General features: G+C 66.0%; 7 protein-coding genes and 1 pseudogene. 2 read left to right on the plus strand and 6 right to left on the minus strand.

Annotated features, from left to right (window positions below):
• Window positions 1–773: 773 nt before the first annotated feature.
• From AC3FKH_RS30750 to AC3FKH_RS30765, 4 genes and pseudogenes are all read right to left on the minus strand, one after another.
• Window positions 774–1,418 (minus strand): response regulator, encoded by a 645-nt coding sequence (locus AC3FKH_RS30750; protein WP_488679469.1) that lies wholly within the window; start codon window positions 1,416–1,418, stop codon window positions 774–776.
• 2 nt (window positions 1,419–1,420) lie between these two features.
• Window positions 1,421–4,474 carry an ATP-binding protein gene (locus AC3FKH_RS30755; protein ID WP_488679470.1) on the minus strand — a complete coding sequence of 1,018 codons (3,054 nt, stop codon included), beginning with the start codon at window positions 4,472–4,474 and terminating at the stop codon, window positions 1,421–1,423.
• A gap of 649 nt (window positions 4,475–5,123) precedes the next feature.
• Window positions 5,124–7,250, minus strand: a pseudogene (gene ppk1, locus AC3FKH_RS30760) (polyphosphate kinase 1).
• A gap of 433 nt (window positions 7,251–7,683) precedes the next feature.
• Window positions 7,684–11,241, minus strand: a complete 3,558-nt coding sequence (locus AC3FKH_RS30765; protein WP_488679471.1) for an indolepyruvate ferredoxin oxidoreductase family protein — start codon at window positions 11,239–11,241, stop codon at window positions 7,684–7,686.
• 119 nt (window positions 11,242–11,360) lie between these two features.
• Between AC3FKH_RS30765 and AC3FKH_RS30770 the strand changes: the two genes are divergently transcribed.
• Complete coding sequence (locus AC3FKH_RS30770) at window positions 11,361–12,296, plus strand: LysR family transcriptional regulator (protein WP_488679472.1); 936 nt, start codon at window positions 11,361–11,363, stop codon at window positions 12,294–12,296.
• Between the two features lie 244 nt (window positions 12,297–12,540).
• Window positions 12,541–13,269 carry a Crp/Fnr family transcriptional regulator gene (locus AC3FKH_RS30775; RefSeq protein WP_488679473.1) on the plus strand — a complete coding sequence of 243 codons (729 nt, stop codon included), beginning with the start codon at window positions 12,541–12,543 and terminating at the stop codon, window positions 13,267–13,269.
• Between the two features lie 89 nt (window positions 13,270–13,358).
• Here the strand turns inward: AC3FKH_RS30775 and AC3FKH_RS30780 are convergent, their stop codons facing one another.
• Window positions 13,359–14,456 carry a Leu/Phe/Val dehydrogenase gene (locus tag AC3FKH_RS30780; RefSeq protein WP_488679474.1) on the minus strand — a complete coding sequence of 366 codons (1,098 nt, stop codon included), beginning with the start codon at window positions 14,454–14,456 and terminating at the stop codon, window positions 13,359–13,361.
• Between the two features lie 136 nt (window positions 14,457–14,592).
• A complete protein-coding gene (gene bcaP / locus AC3FKH_RS30785) occupies window positions 14,593–15,990 on the minus strand; it encodes a branched-chain amino acid transporter BcaP (protein ID WP_488679475.1) in 1,398 nt (465 codons plus the stop codon).
• Window positions 15,991–16,372 lie beyond the last annotated feature (382 nt).

Here is a 16,372-nt window from a genome sequence, read left to right on the forward strand (position 1 = left end):
TCGCGTGGTTGGTCACACTCCCACTCTGGCACATCGATGCCGTTTCGTGATGGAGGGCCCACCTTCCGCCGCTCACGCTTCGTTCGATGTGCCACGGACTTTGCTCGTGTCGTTCAAGGTGGGGGGGCGCGTTCATTCCATCTTCTTGTCCAAGCGACAAGAAGTAGGCAAGAAGCGCGTTTACTTGTCCTAGCGGACGAATATTGATCGTAGCGTGCTGAGGGTGTTGTACGGGTATGAACTTCAGAGACTGCCCGGCTGCCTGCCGCATGGTGCGCGTCCGCATGCAGGCTTTCAAGCCGTGATTGAACGAGCCCTGAACCTGTCCGTGGCCCCTGCTTCCACCGTCATCGCATCATCGCCTTCGGCTGCTACGCAGCTCACTAGTCGGTTAGTCAGGGCATCAGCGGCGCTGGCGACGGTGCTTCCGTTACCGCGCTTTTTTTGTTTTTTATTTTACTGAGCCGCGCAGCAGCCGAAGGCGATGATGCGATAGCGCGCCCACTGCCGGGCCACGGACAGGTTCGGGGCTCGTTCAATCATTGTCCGAGAGCCTGCATGCGGTTGCGCACCATGCGGCAGGCAGCCGGGCATTCTCTGAAGCGAGTACCCGTACGAAATTCGTCGCACACTACGATCAATATTCGCCCGTTAGGGCAAGTAAACGCGTTTTTTGGTTACTTTTTGTCGCTCGGACAAAAAGTGACTCGACGGCTACGCCGGCGAAACAGCCGCGCCTGCCAAGAGCGACAAACCCAGTCATAACACAAACCCTAAGCCTTAAACCCATGCTCCTGCGCATAATCAAACAACTCCGCATCATTAGACACCCCCAACTTGCGCATAGCATTGGTTTTCTGCGTACTCACCGTATTGACACTGCGATGAAGGTACCGCGCCACCTGGGTCGTCGTCATGCCTTTGACGTACATGCGCACCACTTCCATTTCACGCGGGCTGAGGCAGCGGCTGGACTGTCTCTGCAGCATCTCGTTCCCCCAGCGCGCCATATCTTCACGCACGGACGTGCTCAGCAGCCTGCAGCGCTTGTATGCCGCCACGATAACGGCCGGTAGTTCCGACAAGTCATCTCGCTTATTGACGATGCCCAGCACGCCGACGTCCTGCATGCTGACCATCAGCCCCGGGTTCTCCAGCATGGTCAGGACCACGACCCGGACGTGCGGAAAGCGCGTACGCAGCGTAGTCAGCATCGCCAGGCCATCGGGCGAGTCTCCGCAAGGCATGGAGAAGTCGGTCACCAGCACATCGCACGGTACGGTGCGCAGCAGATCGAATAGCGCCCTCGGGTTCGAGGCATCCGCCATGACCCGGATACCCGCGGCCGCGGCCAGCGTCTGCCGTACGCCGAAGATGATCAGCGGATGATCGTCCGCCAGTATTACCCTGATTGACATCGCTATTCCCTATCTCCAGATACAACGTCGTCCCCGCGCTTGCCGCCGCCGGGACAGGCATCGCGCGGTCGCTCGCAGTCGCGGCAATGCAAGGGCCCGATGGCGCCGTCGTCCACGCCCAGCGCTTCGATCAGGTAGGCGATCGCCGCCAGCACGGGCACGCTGGCGGTGCGCACCTGGCCGACGTCACCGGTCTGCACGGCACGCCGAAAGCGGTCCATGATCTCGTCGAGGTGCGGCTGGCCGAACACCGACAGCGCGCCGCGCATGCGGTGGCACCACGGCCTTAACGCCTTGATCGCTCCCCTGGCCAGGCAATCGGCCAGCGTCTCCCGATCGCTCGCGAGCGCCGCGACGCAGGCCTGCAACCCGGCATCGCCGGCCCCCGGATGCAGCACGCCCAGCAGGTCTTCGCGCCGCACCAGCGTGGCGTCGAAGCGCAGGCCGCCCGTGTCGCCGGCCTCCTGCCGAGCCGTGCCGATCGGCGCGCGCGCACGGCCGCGCGCGTTCATCGCATCCGACAGGCCTTCCTGCAGCGAGGCCAGCGTGACCGGCTTCAGCACGCACGCATTCATGCCCGCGTCGAATCCGCGCCGGTGTTCCTCCGGCACCGTGGTCGCGGTAATGCCCACCACCGGCAGCCCGCGCAACGTGGCGTCCTGGCTGCTGCGGATGGCCCGCGTCAGCGCAAAGCCGTCCATGACCGGCAGGTGCAGGTCCGTCAGCACCAGGTCGAACGCGCCGGCCTCCAAGGCCTGCAGCGCGGCCTCGCCGTTATCCACCACCGTCGGCAGGTGGCCGAGCAGCATGAGTTGCTGCCGGATGACTTCCTGGTTGATGCAATGGTCCTCGGCCACGAGGATGCGCCAGCGCTTTCGCGTGCCCGATGCGGCTGTCCCATGCACGGGGCCGGCATCGCCAGCGGCAACCGGCGCCGCCGCCTGGCGTTCCAGTGCGCGCTCCACCGCGCCGACGAACGCGGCCCAACGCAGCGGATTCACGCTCAGCCGCACACTGTCCTGCTCATCGGCGCGGAAGCCGAGCGGCTTCCACTTCGTCGTCACCAGCACCAGGCGCGGATCGGCGCTGTCTGCGAGCACCGGGCCGCGGTCGGCATCGGCCAGCACGATCACGGCCTGCCCGGCGTCGACGTGCCCCGCCAGCGGGACCATGCCCGCGGTCCGGACATGGGCCAACAGCGCCTGGGCGATGTCAGGGTCGCGCACACGGACGGCCACCTTGCGCTCCCGCAGACATGGCAGGTCGTAGCGCCGGCACAGGATCGTGCACGGCACGCGCAGTACCGCCGTGGTGCCGGTGCCCTCCTCGCTTTCCAGCGCCAGGCTGCCGCCCATCATGGCCGCCAGGTTGCGCGTGATGGCCAGCCCGAGCCCGGTGCCGCCAAAGCGGCGTGTGGAGCTGCGCTCGGCCTGCACGAACGGCGTGAAAAGCCGCTGCATGTCGGCCTTTGCCATGCCGATGCCGGTGTCGCGCACCTCCACCAGCACCGCCGCGATGTCATCCACGCAGGTCTCGACCATGACGCGCAGCGCGACGCTGCCGCGATCGGTGAACTTGATGGCGTTGCCCAGCAGATTGAACAGGATCTGGCGCAGCCGGATGCCGTCGGCGCGTACCGTGGCCGGGACCTCCGGACTGACGTAGAGGCGCATCTGCAGGCCCTTCTTCTGCGCCTGCGGCATCAGCAGCGACGCGACGCTGTCGAGCAGGTCACGCAGGTCCAGCGGCGCCGGCACGATCGCCAGGCGGCCCGCTTCGATCTTGGCGTAGTCCAGGATATCGTCGAGGATCTGCGCGAGCGCCTGGCCGGATTCCTGTGCCAGGGCGAGCAGGCGTTGCTGTTCGGGCGCCAGCCCGGAGTTCTGCAGCAATTCCACCAGCCCCAGGATGCCGTTCATCGGCGTGCGGATCTCGTGGCTCATCATGGCGAGGAATCCTTCCTTGGCGCGCAGGGCGGACTCGGCCGCGTCCTTGGCCTCATGCAGCGCGTCGGCCTGGCGATGCTGTTCGGTGACGTCGAGGATCACGCCATTCCACACCGTGAAGGCCCCCTCGCGCCTGGGCGTGGCGCGGGCCTGGATCCACCGCAGTTCCGTCCCCCGCTTCAGGCGTCCCGCAATATCCAGGGGCTGGCCGGTGCGGGCACTTTGCAGGATCGCGGCACGCAGGCGCGGATGGTCCTCCGGGCAGACCCCCGATTGCGCCGGCGAGCCAGCGCCGAGCGCGCGGGCGGTATCGATGCCCAGCCCCGCGCCATCGCCGGCGGCATACGTCACGTCCCAGTCGCTGTCCAGGTCGCCGGTTCGCAAGCGGCTCTGGAACACGGTCACGGGCAGGCTGTCGACCACGTCCTGCAGGCGGCGCTCGAACGCTTGCGCGCGCTCGCGCGATTCATCGATGTCCGTCACGTCGAAATGCACGGTCACGATGCCGCCCGGCGTGCCATCCGGGTTGCGGAACGGCAAGGCCCAGAAGTTCACGCGCCGCAACTGGCCGGCCGCGTTCCGCATGTGCAGATGCATCTGGCGTGACGCCATGGTCCGCATGGCTTCATCCTGCAGGGCCAGGAGCTCGCCGCTCATCCGGTCGCGCAAATGCCCGACCTCCAGCGCATGCCTGCCCACGGCATCGGCTTTCACCACGCCGAAGAAGCGCTCGAATGCCGGATTGAGTTCCATGTAGCGCAGGTCCGGGCCTTTGGCCGCCACAGGCTCGGGCAGGCTCGCCAGCAAGGCTTCCTTGAGCGCGAGTTCATGGCCGAGCGTGGCTTCCGCCTCCATGCGCTGCGCGACCAGCCGGCGCGTGCGCACATAGCCGATCGCCAGGACCAGGCTGAGCCCAAGCGCGGGCAACAGCAGCGGCCATGCGTCACGGAGCAGCCGCCATGCGGCGCCCTCCGTGGCGATGCCGCGGCTTGCCATGCCGCCTCCCACGTCGACGGCCTGTGCCGCTTCGGCCAGCAGGAACATGCACAATGCGCCGGCCGACAACGCTTGACCGAGATGCAGCCCCAGGCGGTTTCCCTCTGTTTCCATGACTTCCTTACGGGTGGCAAGAATTCGCGGGCGACGCAAGCCAGCGCGGTACGCGCGTACCGCGCGCATGGCAGCGTCACGCAGCGTCACGATTTGGCCGGGCAGTCCCGTCCCGGCCGGCGGCGTGGCATCAGGACGTGGCTGGCTTGCGCGCTGGCTTGTGCTGATGCGAATTCCGCGCGCGCCGCGCGCGTCTTCTACCCGGTGCGAGATGGGACGTCGCCGTTGTCGCGGATCCTGGAAATTGCGTGGAAAAGTCTAGGCTTGGCACATCGCGACCGGATATAGAAGGAATTCGATTCTTCAGACATTTCTGATGCAGTCCGGACGCGTATCGGTGCGGCCTGCGCAATGGACTACAAGTCGCGCGAAAGGGGAAAAAACCTGCCCGGCTCAACGACATTGATGCGATGACATGGAAACAGGATCGCCTCGCGATGGGTTGTCGTTGCAGTCGAACCATGCCGGCGAGGAAATGGGAAGCGAACGTCGAATCAGTCTGGTGATGGATCGTCGACGTAAAGCAGGGAAAAGCCGGCAGCCATTCTAGGACTGCGGCTTGGGGATGCCTTGCGGTGCGTCAGTAATCTGTGCGGGGTTGGGAGGGGATTGAAAGGTATTGCGAAAGGGAAACCGCCGGCTCACCCGTTCAGGTGAGGCTCGCCAGCAGGAATCCCTGCGCGGATTCGCCGTCCCGCGAACGGCGGCGCCGGTAGGTCCCGTCCGCCTCCATTTCCCAGGCCTCGCGCTTGTCGCGCAGATAGGGCTTCAGGCCTTCGGCGATCACCCGCTTCCTGAGGCGCGCGTCCAGCACTGGAAAGCAGACTTCGATGCGTCGGAACAGGTTGCGGTCCATCCAGTCGGCACTGGAGAGCATGACGTCTTCGGCCTTGTCGTTGTGGAAGTAGAAGATCCGGGAGTGTTCGAGGAAGCGGCCGATCACGGAGCGCACGCTGATGTTCTCCGAGAGACCCGGCACGCCCGGCCGCAATGCGCAGGCGCCGCGCACGATCAGGTCGACGCGCACGCCATCGCGCGAGGCATCGTAGAGCGCCTGGATCAGCCCCGGCTCCAGCAGCGCATTCATCTTCGCGATGATCCAGCCCTTGCGCCCGGCGCGCGCGTGTTCGGCCTCGCGCCGGATGGCCTGCAGCAGGGACTTGTGCAGGGTGAACGGCGACTGCCAGACATGGGCGGTCTTGCTGATCTGCCCCAGCCCGGTCAACTGGCCAAAGACATTGGCGACATCCTGCGTGATCTCCGGATGGCAGGTCATCAAGCCGAAATCGGTGTAGAAGCGCGTGGTCTGGCTGTGGTAGTTGCCCGTCCCGAGATGCGCATAGTGCCGCAGGCGTCCGCCTTCGCGCCTGACCACCAGCACCATCTTGGCATGCGCCTTGTAGCCGACCACGCCGTAGACGACATGCGCGCCCGCCTCTTCGAGCTGCGCGGCCCAGCCGATATTGGCCTCTTAGTCAAAGCGCGCCAGCAGCTCCACGACCGCGGTGACTTCCTTGCCCTTGCGCGCCGCATCGGTCAGCGCGGACAACAGCACCGAATCATGGCCCGCGCGATAGACGGTCTGGCGGATCGCCACGACATCGGGGTCCTGCGCGGCCTGCCGGACAAAATCCACCACCGGCGCAAACGACTGGAACGGGTGATGCAGCAGGATGTCGGCTTCGCGGATGGCGCGGAACATGTCGGCTTGCGGCTGCAGTCCCTTTGGCAAGCCGGGGCGGAAAGGCGGGTACTTGAGATCGGGGCGGTCGACCGCTTCGGGCACCTGCAGCATCCGCACCAGGTTGACCGGCCCATTGACCGAGAACACCTCCTTGGCCGACAGGCCGAACTGCTGCTGCAGGAACAAGGTCACCGGCGGCGAGCAGTTGTCCGCGACTTCAAGCCGCAGGGCATCGCCGAAATGGCGCTGCGGCAGCTCGCCCTGCAGCGCTTCGCGCAGGTTCTTGATCTCCTCTTCGTCCACGAACAGCTCGCTGTTGCGCGTCACGCGGAACTGGTAGCAGCCGCGCACCGTCATGCCGCTGAACAATTCGCCGACATGCGCGTGCAGGATCGAGGACAGGAACACAAAGCCATGCCGGCACCCGGCCACTTCGGGCGGCAGCGCGATGACGCGCGGCAATGCACGCGGCGCCTGCACGATGGCGTTGCCGGAGCGGCGGCCGAACGCATCCTTGCCGTCGAGTTCCACCGCGAAATTCAGGCTCTTGTTCAGCACGCGCGGAAACGGATGCGCGGGGTCCAGCCCGATCGGCGTCAGCACGGGCATCAGTTCATTGAAGAAATACTCGCGGATCCATTCCGCCTGCGCCGCGTTCCACGTCGGCCGCCGCAGGAAGCAGACCTGCTCGGCGGCGAGCGCGGGAATCAGGACATCATTGAGCATCTGGTACTGCAGCGCGACCAGTTCGCGCACCCGGGCGTTCACCAGGTCGTAGAGCGTCTGCGGGGACAGGCCATCGGGGCCGCTGACCGGCGACTGGACCAGGCACTGTTCCTTCAGGCCCGCCACGCGGATCTCGTAGAACTCGTCCAGGTTGCTGCTGAAAATGCACAGGAACCGCAGGCGCTCGAGCAGCGGCGTGTCGGGGTCGGCGGCCTGCATCAGCACGCGGTGGTTGAACTCGAGTTGGCTCAGCTCGCGGTTGATGAAGAGGGCGTTGCCGTTTTGCCACGCGTCCGGGGCGGGGGGGCCGTCGATATTGGCTGCCTGCGGCAGCACGCTCCGTGAAGGGATCGAGTCGTCTTCCATTTGGGCGGCGGGGCACGGTGCCAGTGGGGGCTGGATTTGGATTCTAGTTCACGGGGATTGGGGATTGGGAATTGATGGCGTTTTGGGGGCTTGGCTGGCGCCGCTGTTTCGACGGCGTAGCCGTCGAGTCACTTTTTGTCCGAGCGACAAAAAGTGACCAAAAAACGCGTTTACTTGTCCTAACGGACGAATATTGATCGTAGTGTGCGAAGAATTCCGTACGGGTACTCGCTTCAGAGTCTGCCCCGCTGCCTGCCGCGTGGTGCGCGTCCGTCTGCAGGCTCTCCAACAATGATTGAACGAGCCCCGAAACTGTCCGTGGCCCGACACTGCCCACAATATCGCATCATCGCCTTCGGCTGCGCTGCGCGCGGCTCAGTGCCGCGTGGCCACTGTGCAAAACGCCCGCCGCACAGGCGGCGGACGCTTTGCATCACGCCGCCAGGCGTGTACCCGCACGATACTGCGCAAGCAGTGCCTCGCGCTTTGCGGCGGCGGCTTGCATATTGCCTTCCTTCACGTGGCCGAAGCCACGGATGTCGTCAGGCAATGTCGCCAGCGCAATCGCCGTATCGAGCCGGTCGGGGCTGAGCGATTGCGCGAACTCGCCGACCATCGCCAGGTAGTCCGCAATCAGCTGACGCTCTGCACGGCGCTCGGCGGTCTTGCCGAACACATCGAGCGCGGTGCCGCGCAAACCCTTCATCCGGGCCAGCAGGCGGAACGCCGACATGGTGCGCGGGCCAAAGCGACGCTTGAGCAGGCGGCCCTTTTCGTCGGTCTTCGCCGTCAGCGGCGGCGCGAGCCAGAAGTTGAGCTGGTAGTCGCGGCCGGGCTCGCCTTCGAACTGCGCGCGCAGCTTGTCGAGGAAGGCGGGATCGGTGTAGAGACGAGCCACTTCATACTCGTCCTTGTAGGCCATCAGCTTGGCAAGATTGCGCGCCACGGCCTCGGTCAGCGCCAGCTTGCGGCCGGCGCCGAGCTTCTGCTCGGCCGCGCGGATGCGCTCTACCGCATCGCGGTAACGGCCCGCATAGGCGGCGTTCTGGTAGTCGGTCAGCATCGCTTCACGCTTGCGGATCAGGTTGTCGAGCGTTTGCGGCATGGCAACCACCTGCTCGCGCGGCGCGGTCGGCAGCATGGCACGCACCGCTGCCTCGCCGTGATGCGCGAGATAGCGGCCCCATTCGAACGCGAGGCGGTTCTTCTCCACCGACACGCCGTTGAGTTCGATCGCCCGCAGCAGGCTGTCGCGCAGCAGCGGCACCCAGCCCTTCTGCCACGCAAAGCCCAGCAGCAGCGGGTTGGAGTAGATGGCATCCGCCAGCAGCGTGACCGCCCAGGCGCTGGCATCGACAAACGCGCACGCATCGCCGGCGCTGGCGCGCAGGTCCTGTTCCGCGTTGGCACCCGGGAACTTCCACTTCGGATTCTTGATGAATTCGGCGGTCGGCGTGTTGGCGCTGTTGACAACGGCCGCGGTCACGCCGTGGCGGACCTTGGACAGCACGTCCGCCGATGCGGAGACGATGGCATCGCCGCCGATCACGAGCCGCGCGTCGCCGGTGGCAATGCGCGTCGCATGCAGCGCGGCCGGACTCGGGGCGATCTGCACGTGGCTGATCACCGCACCGCCCTTCTGCGCCAGGCCGGCCATGTCGAGTACGGTCACGCCCTTGCGTTCGAGATGCGCGGCCATGCCGAGCAACCCGCCGATGGTGACCACGCCAGTGCCGCCCACGCCGGTCACCAGCACGCCATATGGTCGCTCCAGCGCCGGCAGCACGGGCAGCGGCAGCGCATCGAAATCAGCGCCCGTGCCCTTGCCGCCCGCAGCGGCCGGCTTGCGCACCTGCGCGCCCTCGGCGGTGACAAAGCTCGGGCAGAAGCCGTTGACGCACGAGAAATCCTTGTTGCAGGACGACTGGTTGATCTTGCGCTTGGTGCCCAGCTCGGTTTCCAGCGGCTCCACCGACAGGCAGTTCGACTTGACCGAGCAATCGCCGCAGCCTTCGCAGACCGCGTCGTTGATGAACGCGCGGCGAGCCGGGTCCGGATAGGTGCCGCGCTTGCGGCGGCGGCGCTTTTCCGTGGCGCAGGTCTGGTCGTAGATCAGGATGGTGACGCCCTCGGTCGCGCGCAGGTCCAGCTGGACCTGGTCGAGCTGGTCGCGGTGGAATACCGTCACGCCGGCCGGCAGCATGCCGCCATTGCCGTACTTCTCGGGTTCGTCGGTGACGACCACGAGCTTCTTCGCGCCTTCGGCCAGGACCTGGTGGGCGATCTGCGGCACCGTCAGCACGCCGTCGATCGGCTGGCCGCCCGTCATCGCCACCGCGTCATTGAACAGGATCTTGTAAGTGATATTGGCGCTGGCGGCAATCGACGCGCGAATCGCGAGCAGGCCCGAGTGGAAGTACGTGCCGTCGCCAAGGTTGGCGAACACGTGCTTGTCGTTCGTGAAGTGCATCTGGCCCGTCCACGCCACGCCTTCGCCGCCCATCTGGCTGAAGGTGTCGGTACTGCGGTCCATCCACAGCGTCATGTAGTGGCAGCCGATGCCAGCCAGCGCGCGGGAGCCTTCGGGCACGCGCGTGGAGGTGTTATGCGGGCAGCCCGAGCAGAACCACGGCTTGCGTTCGACGGCGAGCCGCGGCTGGGCGGCCTCGCGCTCCTTGGCCTCGATCAGCGCCACGCGCGCCGCAATGCGCGCGCGCACCTCTTCGGGCAGATCGAAGCGCTCCAGGCGCCGGGCGATGGCCTTGGCGATCAGCGCCGGCGACAGTTCATAGTGCGCGGGCAGCAGCCAGTTGCCCCGCGGCACCGACCACTCGCCGCCGTCATTGCCGCGCTGGTCGAACTTGCCATAAACCTTGGGCCGCACGTCATCGCGCCAGTTGTACAGTTCTTCCTTGAGCGCGTACTCCATGATCTGGCGCTTCTCTTCGACCACCAGGATCTCGTCCAGTCCGGTCGCGAACTCGCGCGCGCCGTGCGCCTCCAGCGGCCACACGCAGCCGACCTTGTAGACGCGGATGCCGATGCGCTGGCAGGTGTCGTCGTCGAGACCGAGGTCGACCAGCGCCTGGCGCACGTCGAGGTAGGCCTTGCCCGCGGTCATGATGCCGAAGCGCGCGTTGGGCGAATCGAGTACGACGCGGTTGAGCTTGTTGGCCCGCACATAGGCCAGCGCGGCATACCACTTGTGGTCGAGCAGCCGGGCTTCCTGCTGCAGCGGCGTATCCGGCCAGCGGATATTTAGGCCGCCCTCCGGCATCGTGACGTCATCGGGTAGTACGACCTGCACGCGGTCCGGATCGATATCGACGGAGGCCGTGCTTTCCACCACGTCGGTCACGCACTTCATCGACACCCACAGGCCCGAGTAGCGGCTCATGGCCCAGCCATGCAGCCCGTAGTCCAGGTATTCCTGCACATTGGACGGGTACAGCACGGGAATGCCCGCAGACAGCAGCACGTGCTCCGACTGGTGCGCCACCGTGGAAGACTTGGCCGCATGGTCGTCGCCGGCCAGCAGCAGCACGCCGCCGTGGCGCGACGAACCGGCCGAGTTGGCGTGCTTGAGCACATCCATGGAACGGTCCACGCCCGGTCCCTTGCCGTACCACATCGAGAACACGCCGTCGCGCGTCGCGCCGGGGAACAGGTTGACCTGCTGGCTGCCCCACACGGCCGTGGCGGCGAGGTCTTCGTTGACCCCGGGCTGGAACACCACGTCGCTGGCAGCCAGGTGCGCCTTGGCCTTCCACAGCGCCTGGTCGACGGCGCCCAGCGGCGAACCGCGGTAGCCCGAAATAAAGCCCGCCGTATTGAGGCCGGCGGCGCGGTCGCGCGCCTTCTGCAGCATGGGCAGGCGTACCAGCGCCTGGGTGCCACTCAGGTAGACGCGGCCTTTTTCCAGGGTGTATTTGTCGTCCAGGCTGGCGTTGGCCAGGGCCTCACGCAGGGCTTGTGGCAGCGGGGCATTCATGGGTGTCTCTCTCCGGGGATGTCGAAGTTATTCGTGGCAGTGTAGGAAGCGCCATCGATATCGTAAAATCATGAAATCCGAGAGCTGATATCCGACAAACGAATACCGGAGCAATGAGCATGGCAAAGGCACGCGAGACGCCGGAACGGCTGGCCAAGGAAATCACCTTGCGGCAGTTCCGCTACTTTGTCGCGGCGGCGGAAACAGGCCAGTTCTCAATGGCCGCGACCGCCGAGCATGTGTCTCAATCGGCGATTACCAACGCCGTGCTGACGCTGGAGCAGCGGCTGGCGGTGCGCCTGTTCGACCGCCTGCCACACGGCGTGGCGCTGACCGCGGAAGGCCACCTGTTCCACCAGCATGCGCGGCAGATCCTCGATTCGGTCGAGGACGCGCTGCGCGAGCCCCGTTTTCAGGTGTATGGGCTCAAAGGCAGCGTGCGGCTGGCGGCGTCCTATACGGTGCTGGGCTACTTCCTGCCGGGCCTGCTGGCGCGCTTTCGCACCAACTACCCCGACATCGACCTGGACCTGCAGGACATGGACCGCCCCGAGATCGAGCGGGCCGTGCTGTCGGGGGATATCGAGCTTGGCATCGGGTTGCTGTCCAACCTGGAGCGGCCGCAGCGCTTTGCCCGTCACACGCTGATCCGTTCGCGGCGCCAGCTCTGGACGTCGGCCACGCACCCGCTGCTGGCCATCGAGCGCCCGTCCTTGCGCGATATCGCGGCCTACCCTTACATCCTCATCACTGTGGACGAGGCGGAGTCCTCCACGCTGCGGTACTGGCGTGGCCGCAAGCTGGCGCCCAACATCGCGTTCCGCACCAGTTCGATGGAGGGGCTGCGCGGGCTGGTCGCGCATGGCTTTGGCGTCACGGTGCTGTCCGACATGGTGTACCGCCCATGGTCGCTGGAAGGCCGGCAGATCGCCGCGCGGCCCATCGCCGACGCCGTGCCGGACATGGAGGTCGGCATGCTGTGGCAGCCCGGACGCAAGCTCGAAAAGCCGGCCGATGCGCTGCGGGAGTTCCTGATCCACGCCTGCGGCAGCTGAGCGGCCGGCGGCGTGCCGCCTCCTCCCTTTGGCTGGAGCTCAACCTTTCGACGCAACCCGCACGCGGGGCTCCGAAACCCGTTTCATCGGGCGAATGGCGACGCCTTTACGCCATGTGAAACGGGGTCTAAGCCCTTCAGCCAATGTTCGTCGTCGTACAGAACGCGCCTAATGTGCCCACGGGCCGGCACCAGACCGGCAGGATCCCATCGGAACTTTGCAACATGGAAACGGGGAGCGCGGGATGGACACTTCGAACAGGACAGGTGGCAACAACCTACTGTTGCGTCAGCTTCCGGAATCGGAATGGGCGGCACTCAAGCCATATCTTGAAGCCGTGGCGCTGCGTGGCGGGCAATTGCTGTGCGATGCCGGACAGCGCGTGCGGCACGTCTACTTCCCGAAAGAGGGCGTGGTCTCGCTGCTGTCGCTCCATGCGGACGGCTCCAGCGTGGAACTGGCCGCGGTCGGCAACGAAGGCCTGATCGGCCTGCCCGCGCTGACCGGCGCGGAATCCATGCCGCAGCGATGCGAAGTCAGCCAGCCGGGCACAAGCTGGCGCATTGCCGCCGGCGACCTGCGCGAGCTGTATCCGAGGCTGCCGCAGATGCAACGGCTGGTCATGCGCTATATGCAACTGCTGCTGACGCAGGTGGGCCAGACCGCGGCATGCATCTGCCACCGGACGCTGATGGAACAGCTTTGCCGCTGGATCCTGCAGACGCTGGACCGGCTCCAGAGCAACGAGCTGCGCATCACGCAGCAGCGCATCGCCGAGATGCTCGGCGTGCGCCGCGAAGGCGTCACCGAAGCCATGGGCAAGCTGCAGAACCTGCGGCTGATCGAGCATACGCGCGGCCGCATCATCGTGATCGACCGCAACGGGCTGGAGTCGATCTCCGGCGAGGCTTATACGATCGTCTCGAAGGAAGTGCGGCGACTGGTCGGCGATGCCCGGGAGATGGCCCGCTGACTGGCATGCCGGGCAGGCGGCGCTGTCGCGAGTGCCGCCTGCGGTAGCTACCCCATTGGCCTGGGTATCGTCCGGGCCAGGGTGGCAGTTCAGTTCGACCCGATACCTTGCGACAACACCTCGTGGGCCCACGTCACCGCTTCACGTGCCGGCGCCTGGCCGGTCGACTCAACGCGTTGCGCCAGCTTGAGCACCCGGTCCCGGATGCCGGCCACTTCGTCCCGAAGGACGGAGTCATCGACGCCGCCGAGGTACTCCCGCGCACAGCTGACGATGCCGCCGGCATTGATGAGGAAATCGGGCGCATAGAAGATGCCGCGCTGATGGAGGGTATCCCCTTCGGCCAGTGAGGCGAGCTGGTTGTTTGCGCCGCCGGCGATGATCTGGAAGCGGCAGCTTTCGGCCACGGCCGGGGTGATGACGGCACCGAGCGCACAAGGCGCAAAAACATCGGCGTCCGCGCCCGTAATGGCCTCCGGCGCTACGACGCGTGCGCCAAACTGCTGTTGCGCCTGCGTGGTCCGCCCCGCATCGATATCGGCCACGGTCAGGGTCGCGCCCGCTTCATTGAGGCGTCGGCAGAGTTCCCAGCCTACCGACCCCAGACCCTGGACAGCCACCGACAATCCGGCGAGCGACTTGCGGTCCAGGCGGTACTGCGCCGCCGCCTGGATACCCACAAACACGCCGTATGCCGTCCACGGCGAGGGGTTGCCACCGAATCCGCCGTCGCGCGGCAGGCCGCTGACGTAGCGCGTCTCGGCCTGGACCGCGCGCATGTCGTCCACCGTCGTGCCCACATCCTCAGCCGAGATATAGCTGCCTCGCAGCGATTCCACCATGCGCCCGAAAGCGCGGAAAAGCTGTTTGCGATCCGTCTGCGCTGGCGAGCGCAGGATCACGGCCTTGCCGCCGCCGAACGGCAGCCCGGCAAGCGCGTTCTTGTAGGCCATGCCCTGCGACAAGCGCAGCGCATCGGACAGCGCCTCGGCCTCGGTGGGATAGGTCCAGTACCGGCAGCCGCCGAAGGCGGGGCCCAGTCTGGTGCTGTGGATGGCGATGATGGCCTGCAGGCCCGATTCCGGATCGGTGGCGAGCGTCACGCGCTCGTGCGACAGGCCTTCGCCGGTGCCGAACAGGCGCACGGCGGCGGCCGCGTGGGTACGGTCGTTCAATCTCTTCTCCATGACGTAGGGAATGCAAAGCTGTAGCCCTGCCTTCCTTGTTACACCGCCTGGATTGCAGTGCGGTGCGGCTTTGGACGGGGCGGGTAGCCCCATCGCGAACAGTGGTGTCCGTGTCGCTTCTTACGGGCCACCCTTGCTACCGGGTGGCGCCGTGCAGCACCGCATTGCGGCGCGCGTACAGGAAATAGACCGCCAGGCCGATCCCCAGCCAGGTGAGGAAGGCGATCCAGGTCAGCGCTTGCAGGTGGGCCATCAGGAACAGGCAGAAGCCAACCGATAGCAGCGGAACCGCCGGCACGCCGGGGCAGCGGAAGGCGCGCGGCAGTTCGGGACGCGTGCGGCGCAGCACCAGCACCGCGATCGAGATCAGCGTGAAGGCAGAGAGTGTGCCGATATTGATCAGTTCGGCCAGCACATTGAGCGGCACGAATGCGGCGATCAACGCGAACACGATGCCGACGGTCCAGGTGGCAAAGAACGGCGTGGCATGGACGCGATGCACCGACGACAGCCGCGCGGGTAGCAGGCCGTCGCGCGACATGGCGAAGATGACGCGAGTCTGGCCAAAGGTCATGACCAGGATCACCGTGGTCATGCCGAGAATCGCGCCGAGGTCGACAAAGCCGGCCACCCAGTTCTGTCCGGCGAATTGCAATGCCAGCGACACCGGGTGGTCAACGCCGGCGAACCTGGCGAACGGCACGATGCCGGTCATGATCGCCGCCACCACCACGTACAGCACGGTGCAGACTGCCAGCGAGCCGATGATGCCGATGGGCAGGTCGCGGCGCGGGTTGCGGACTTCCTCCGCAGCCGAGGTCACGGCGTCGAAACCGATGAAGGCAAAGAACACCAGCGCTGCCGCATTGAACACACCGCTCATGCCGAACGGCGCAAACGGCTGCCAGTTCACCGGCTTCACATGCCAGACGCCCACGGCGATGAACAGCAGCACCACGCTGATCTTGATTGCCACCATCACATTGTTCAGCCGCGTCGATTCCTTCACGCCGTACGACACCACCCACGTGATCGCCAGCATGATCAGCATGGCTGGCAGGTTGACCATGGTTTCGACACCGGGCACCGCGCCTGGCGCCGCCGTGAGTGCCACCGGCAGCTTCAGCCCGAAGCCGGCGACGAGCGACTGAAAATAGCCAGACCAGCCCACCGACACCGCCGAGGTGGCCAGCCCGTATTCGAGCAGCAGGTCCCAGCCGATCATCCACGCGATGATCTCGCCCAGCGTGGCATAGCTGTAGGTATAGATCGATCCCGATACGGGAATGGCGGAAGCAAACTCGGCATAGCAAAGCGCGGCGAAGCCGCAGGCCATGGCCGCGATGACAAAGGACACCGTCAGCGCCGGGCCGGCGGTCAGCGCGCCGGTGCCGGTCAGCACGAAGATGCCGGTGCCGATGATGGCGCCGATGCCCATCATCACGAGATCGATCGGCCCGAGCACTTTCTTCAGGCCGCCAGCGTGGCTGTCCGCCAGCATGGCGTCAATGTTCTTGGTTCGGAACAAGCTCATACAGGTGTCTCCTCTATGTGCTGCCGCGGCGATCGCACGGGTCCGCGCCGAAGTTGGCGGCGGGTCGTGCGGGCGCAATGGCATCGGGACAGCGTGCTGCCGGGTAGGCGGCACGGCTTGCCGGCACGCTGGTCGCGCGCCGGCCCCGGTATTTGTTGGAATTACCCGGTGGCGCCACCTATTGCAGCAAAGGCGGTCGCAGTAGCACCGGGGGGCCGCTCACGTCGACGCGGACGTTGTCGAGCGTGTGGGGAAGGTGGAGGCTGGCCACGGCCAGGGCTTCGCGCAAGGTGGCGAAAGTGAGGGTTTCACGCTGTCTGTCTCCGTATGCTTCTTTTGTTCGGAGCAGTGTAGAAAGCGCCCGCGCCATCGTAAAATCAAG

The sequence above is a fragment of the Cupriavidus sp. 21MJTG02-4 genome, from assembly GCF_057798975.1.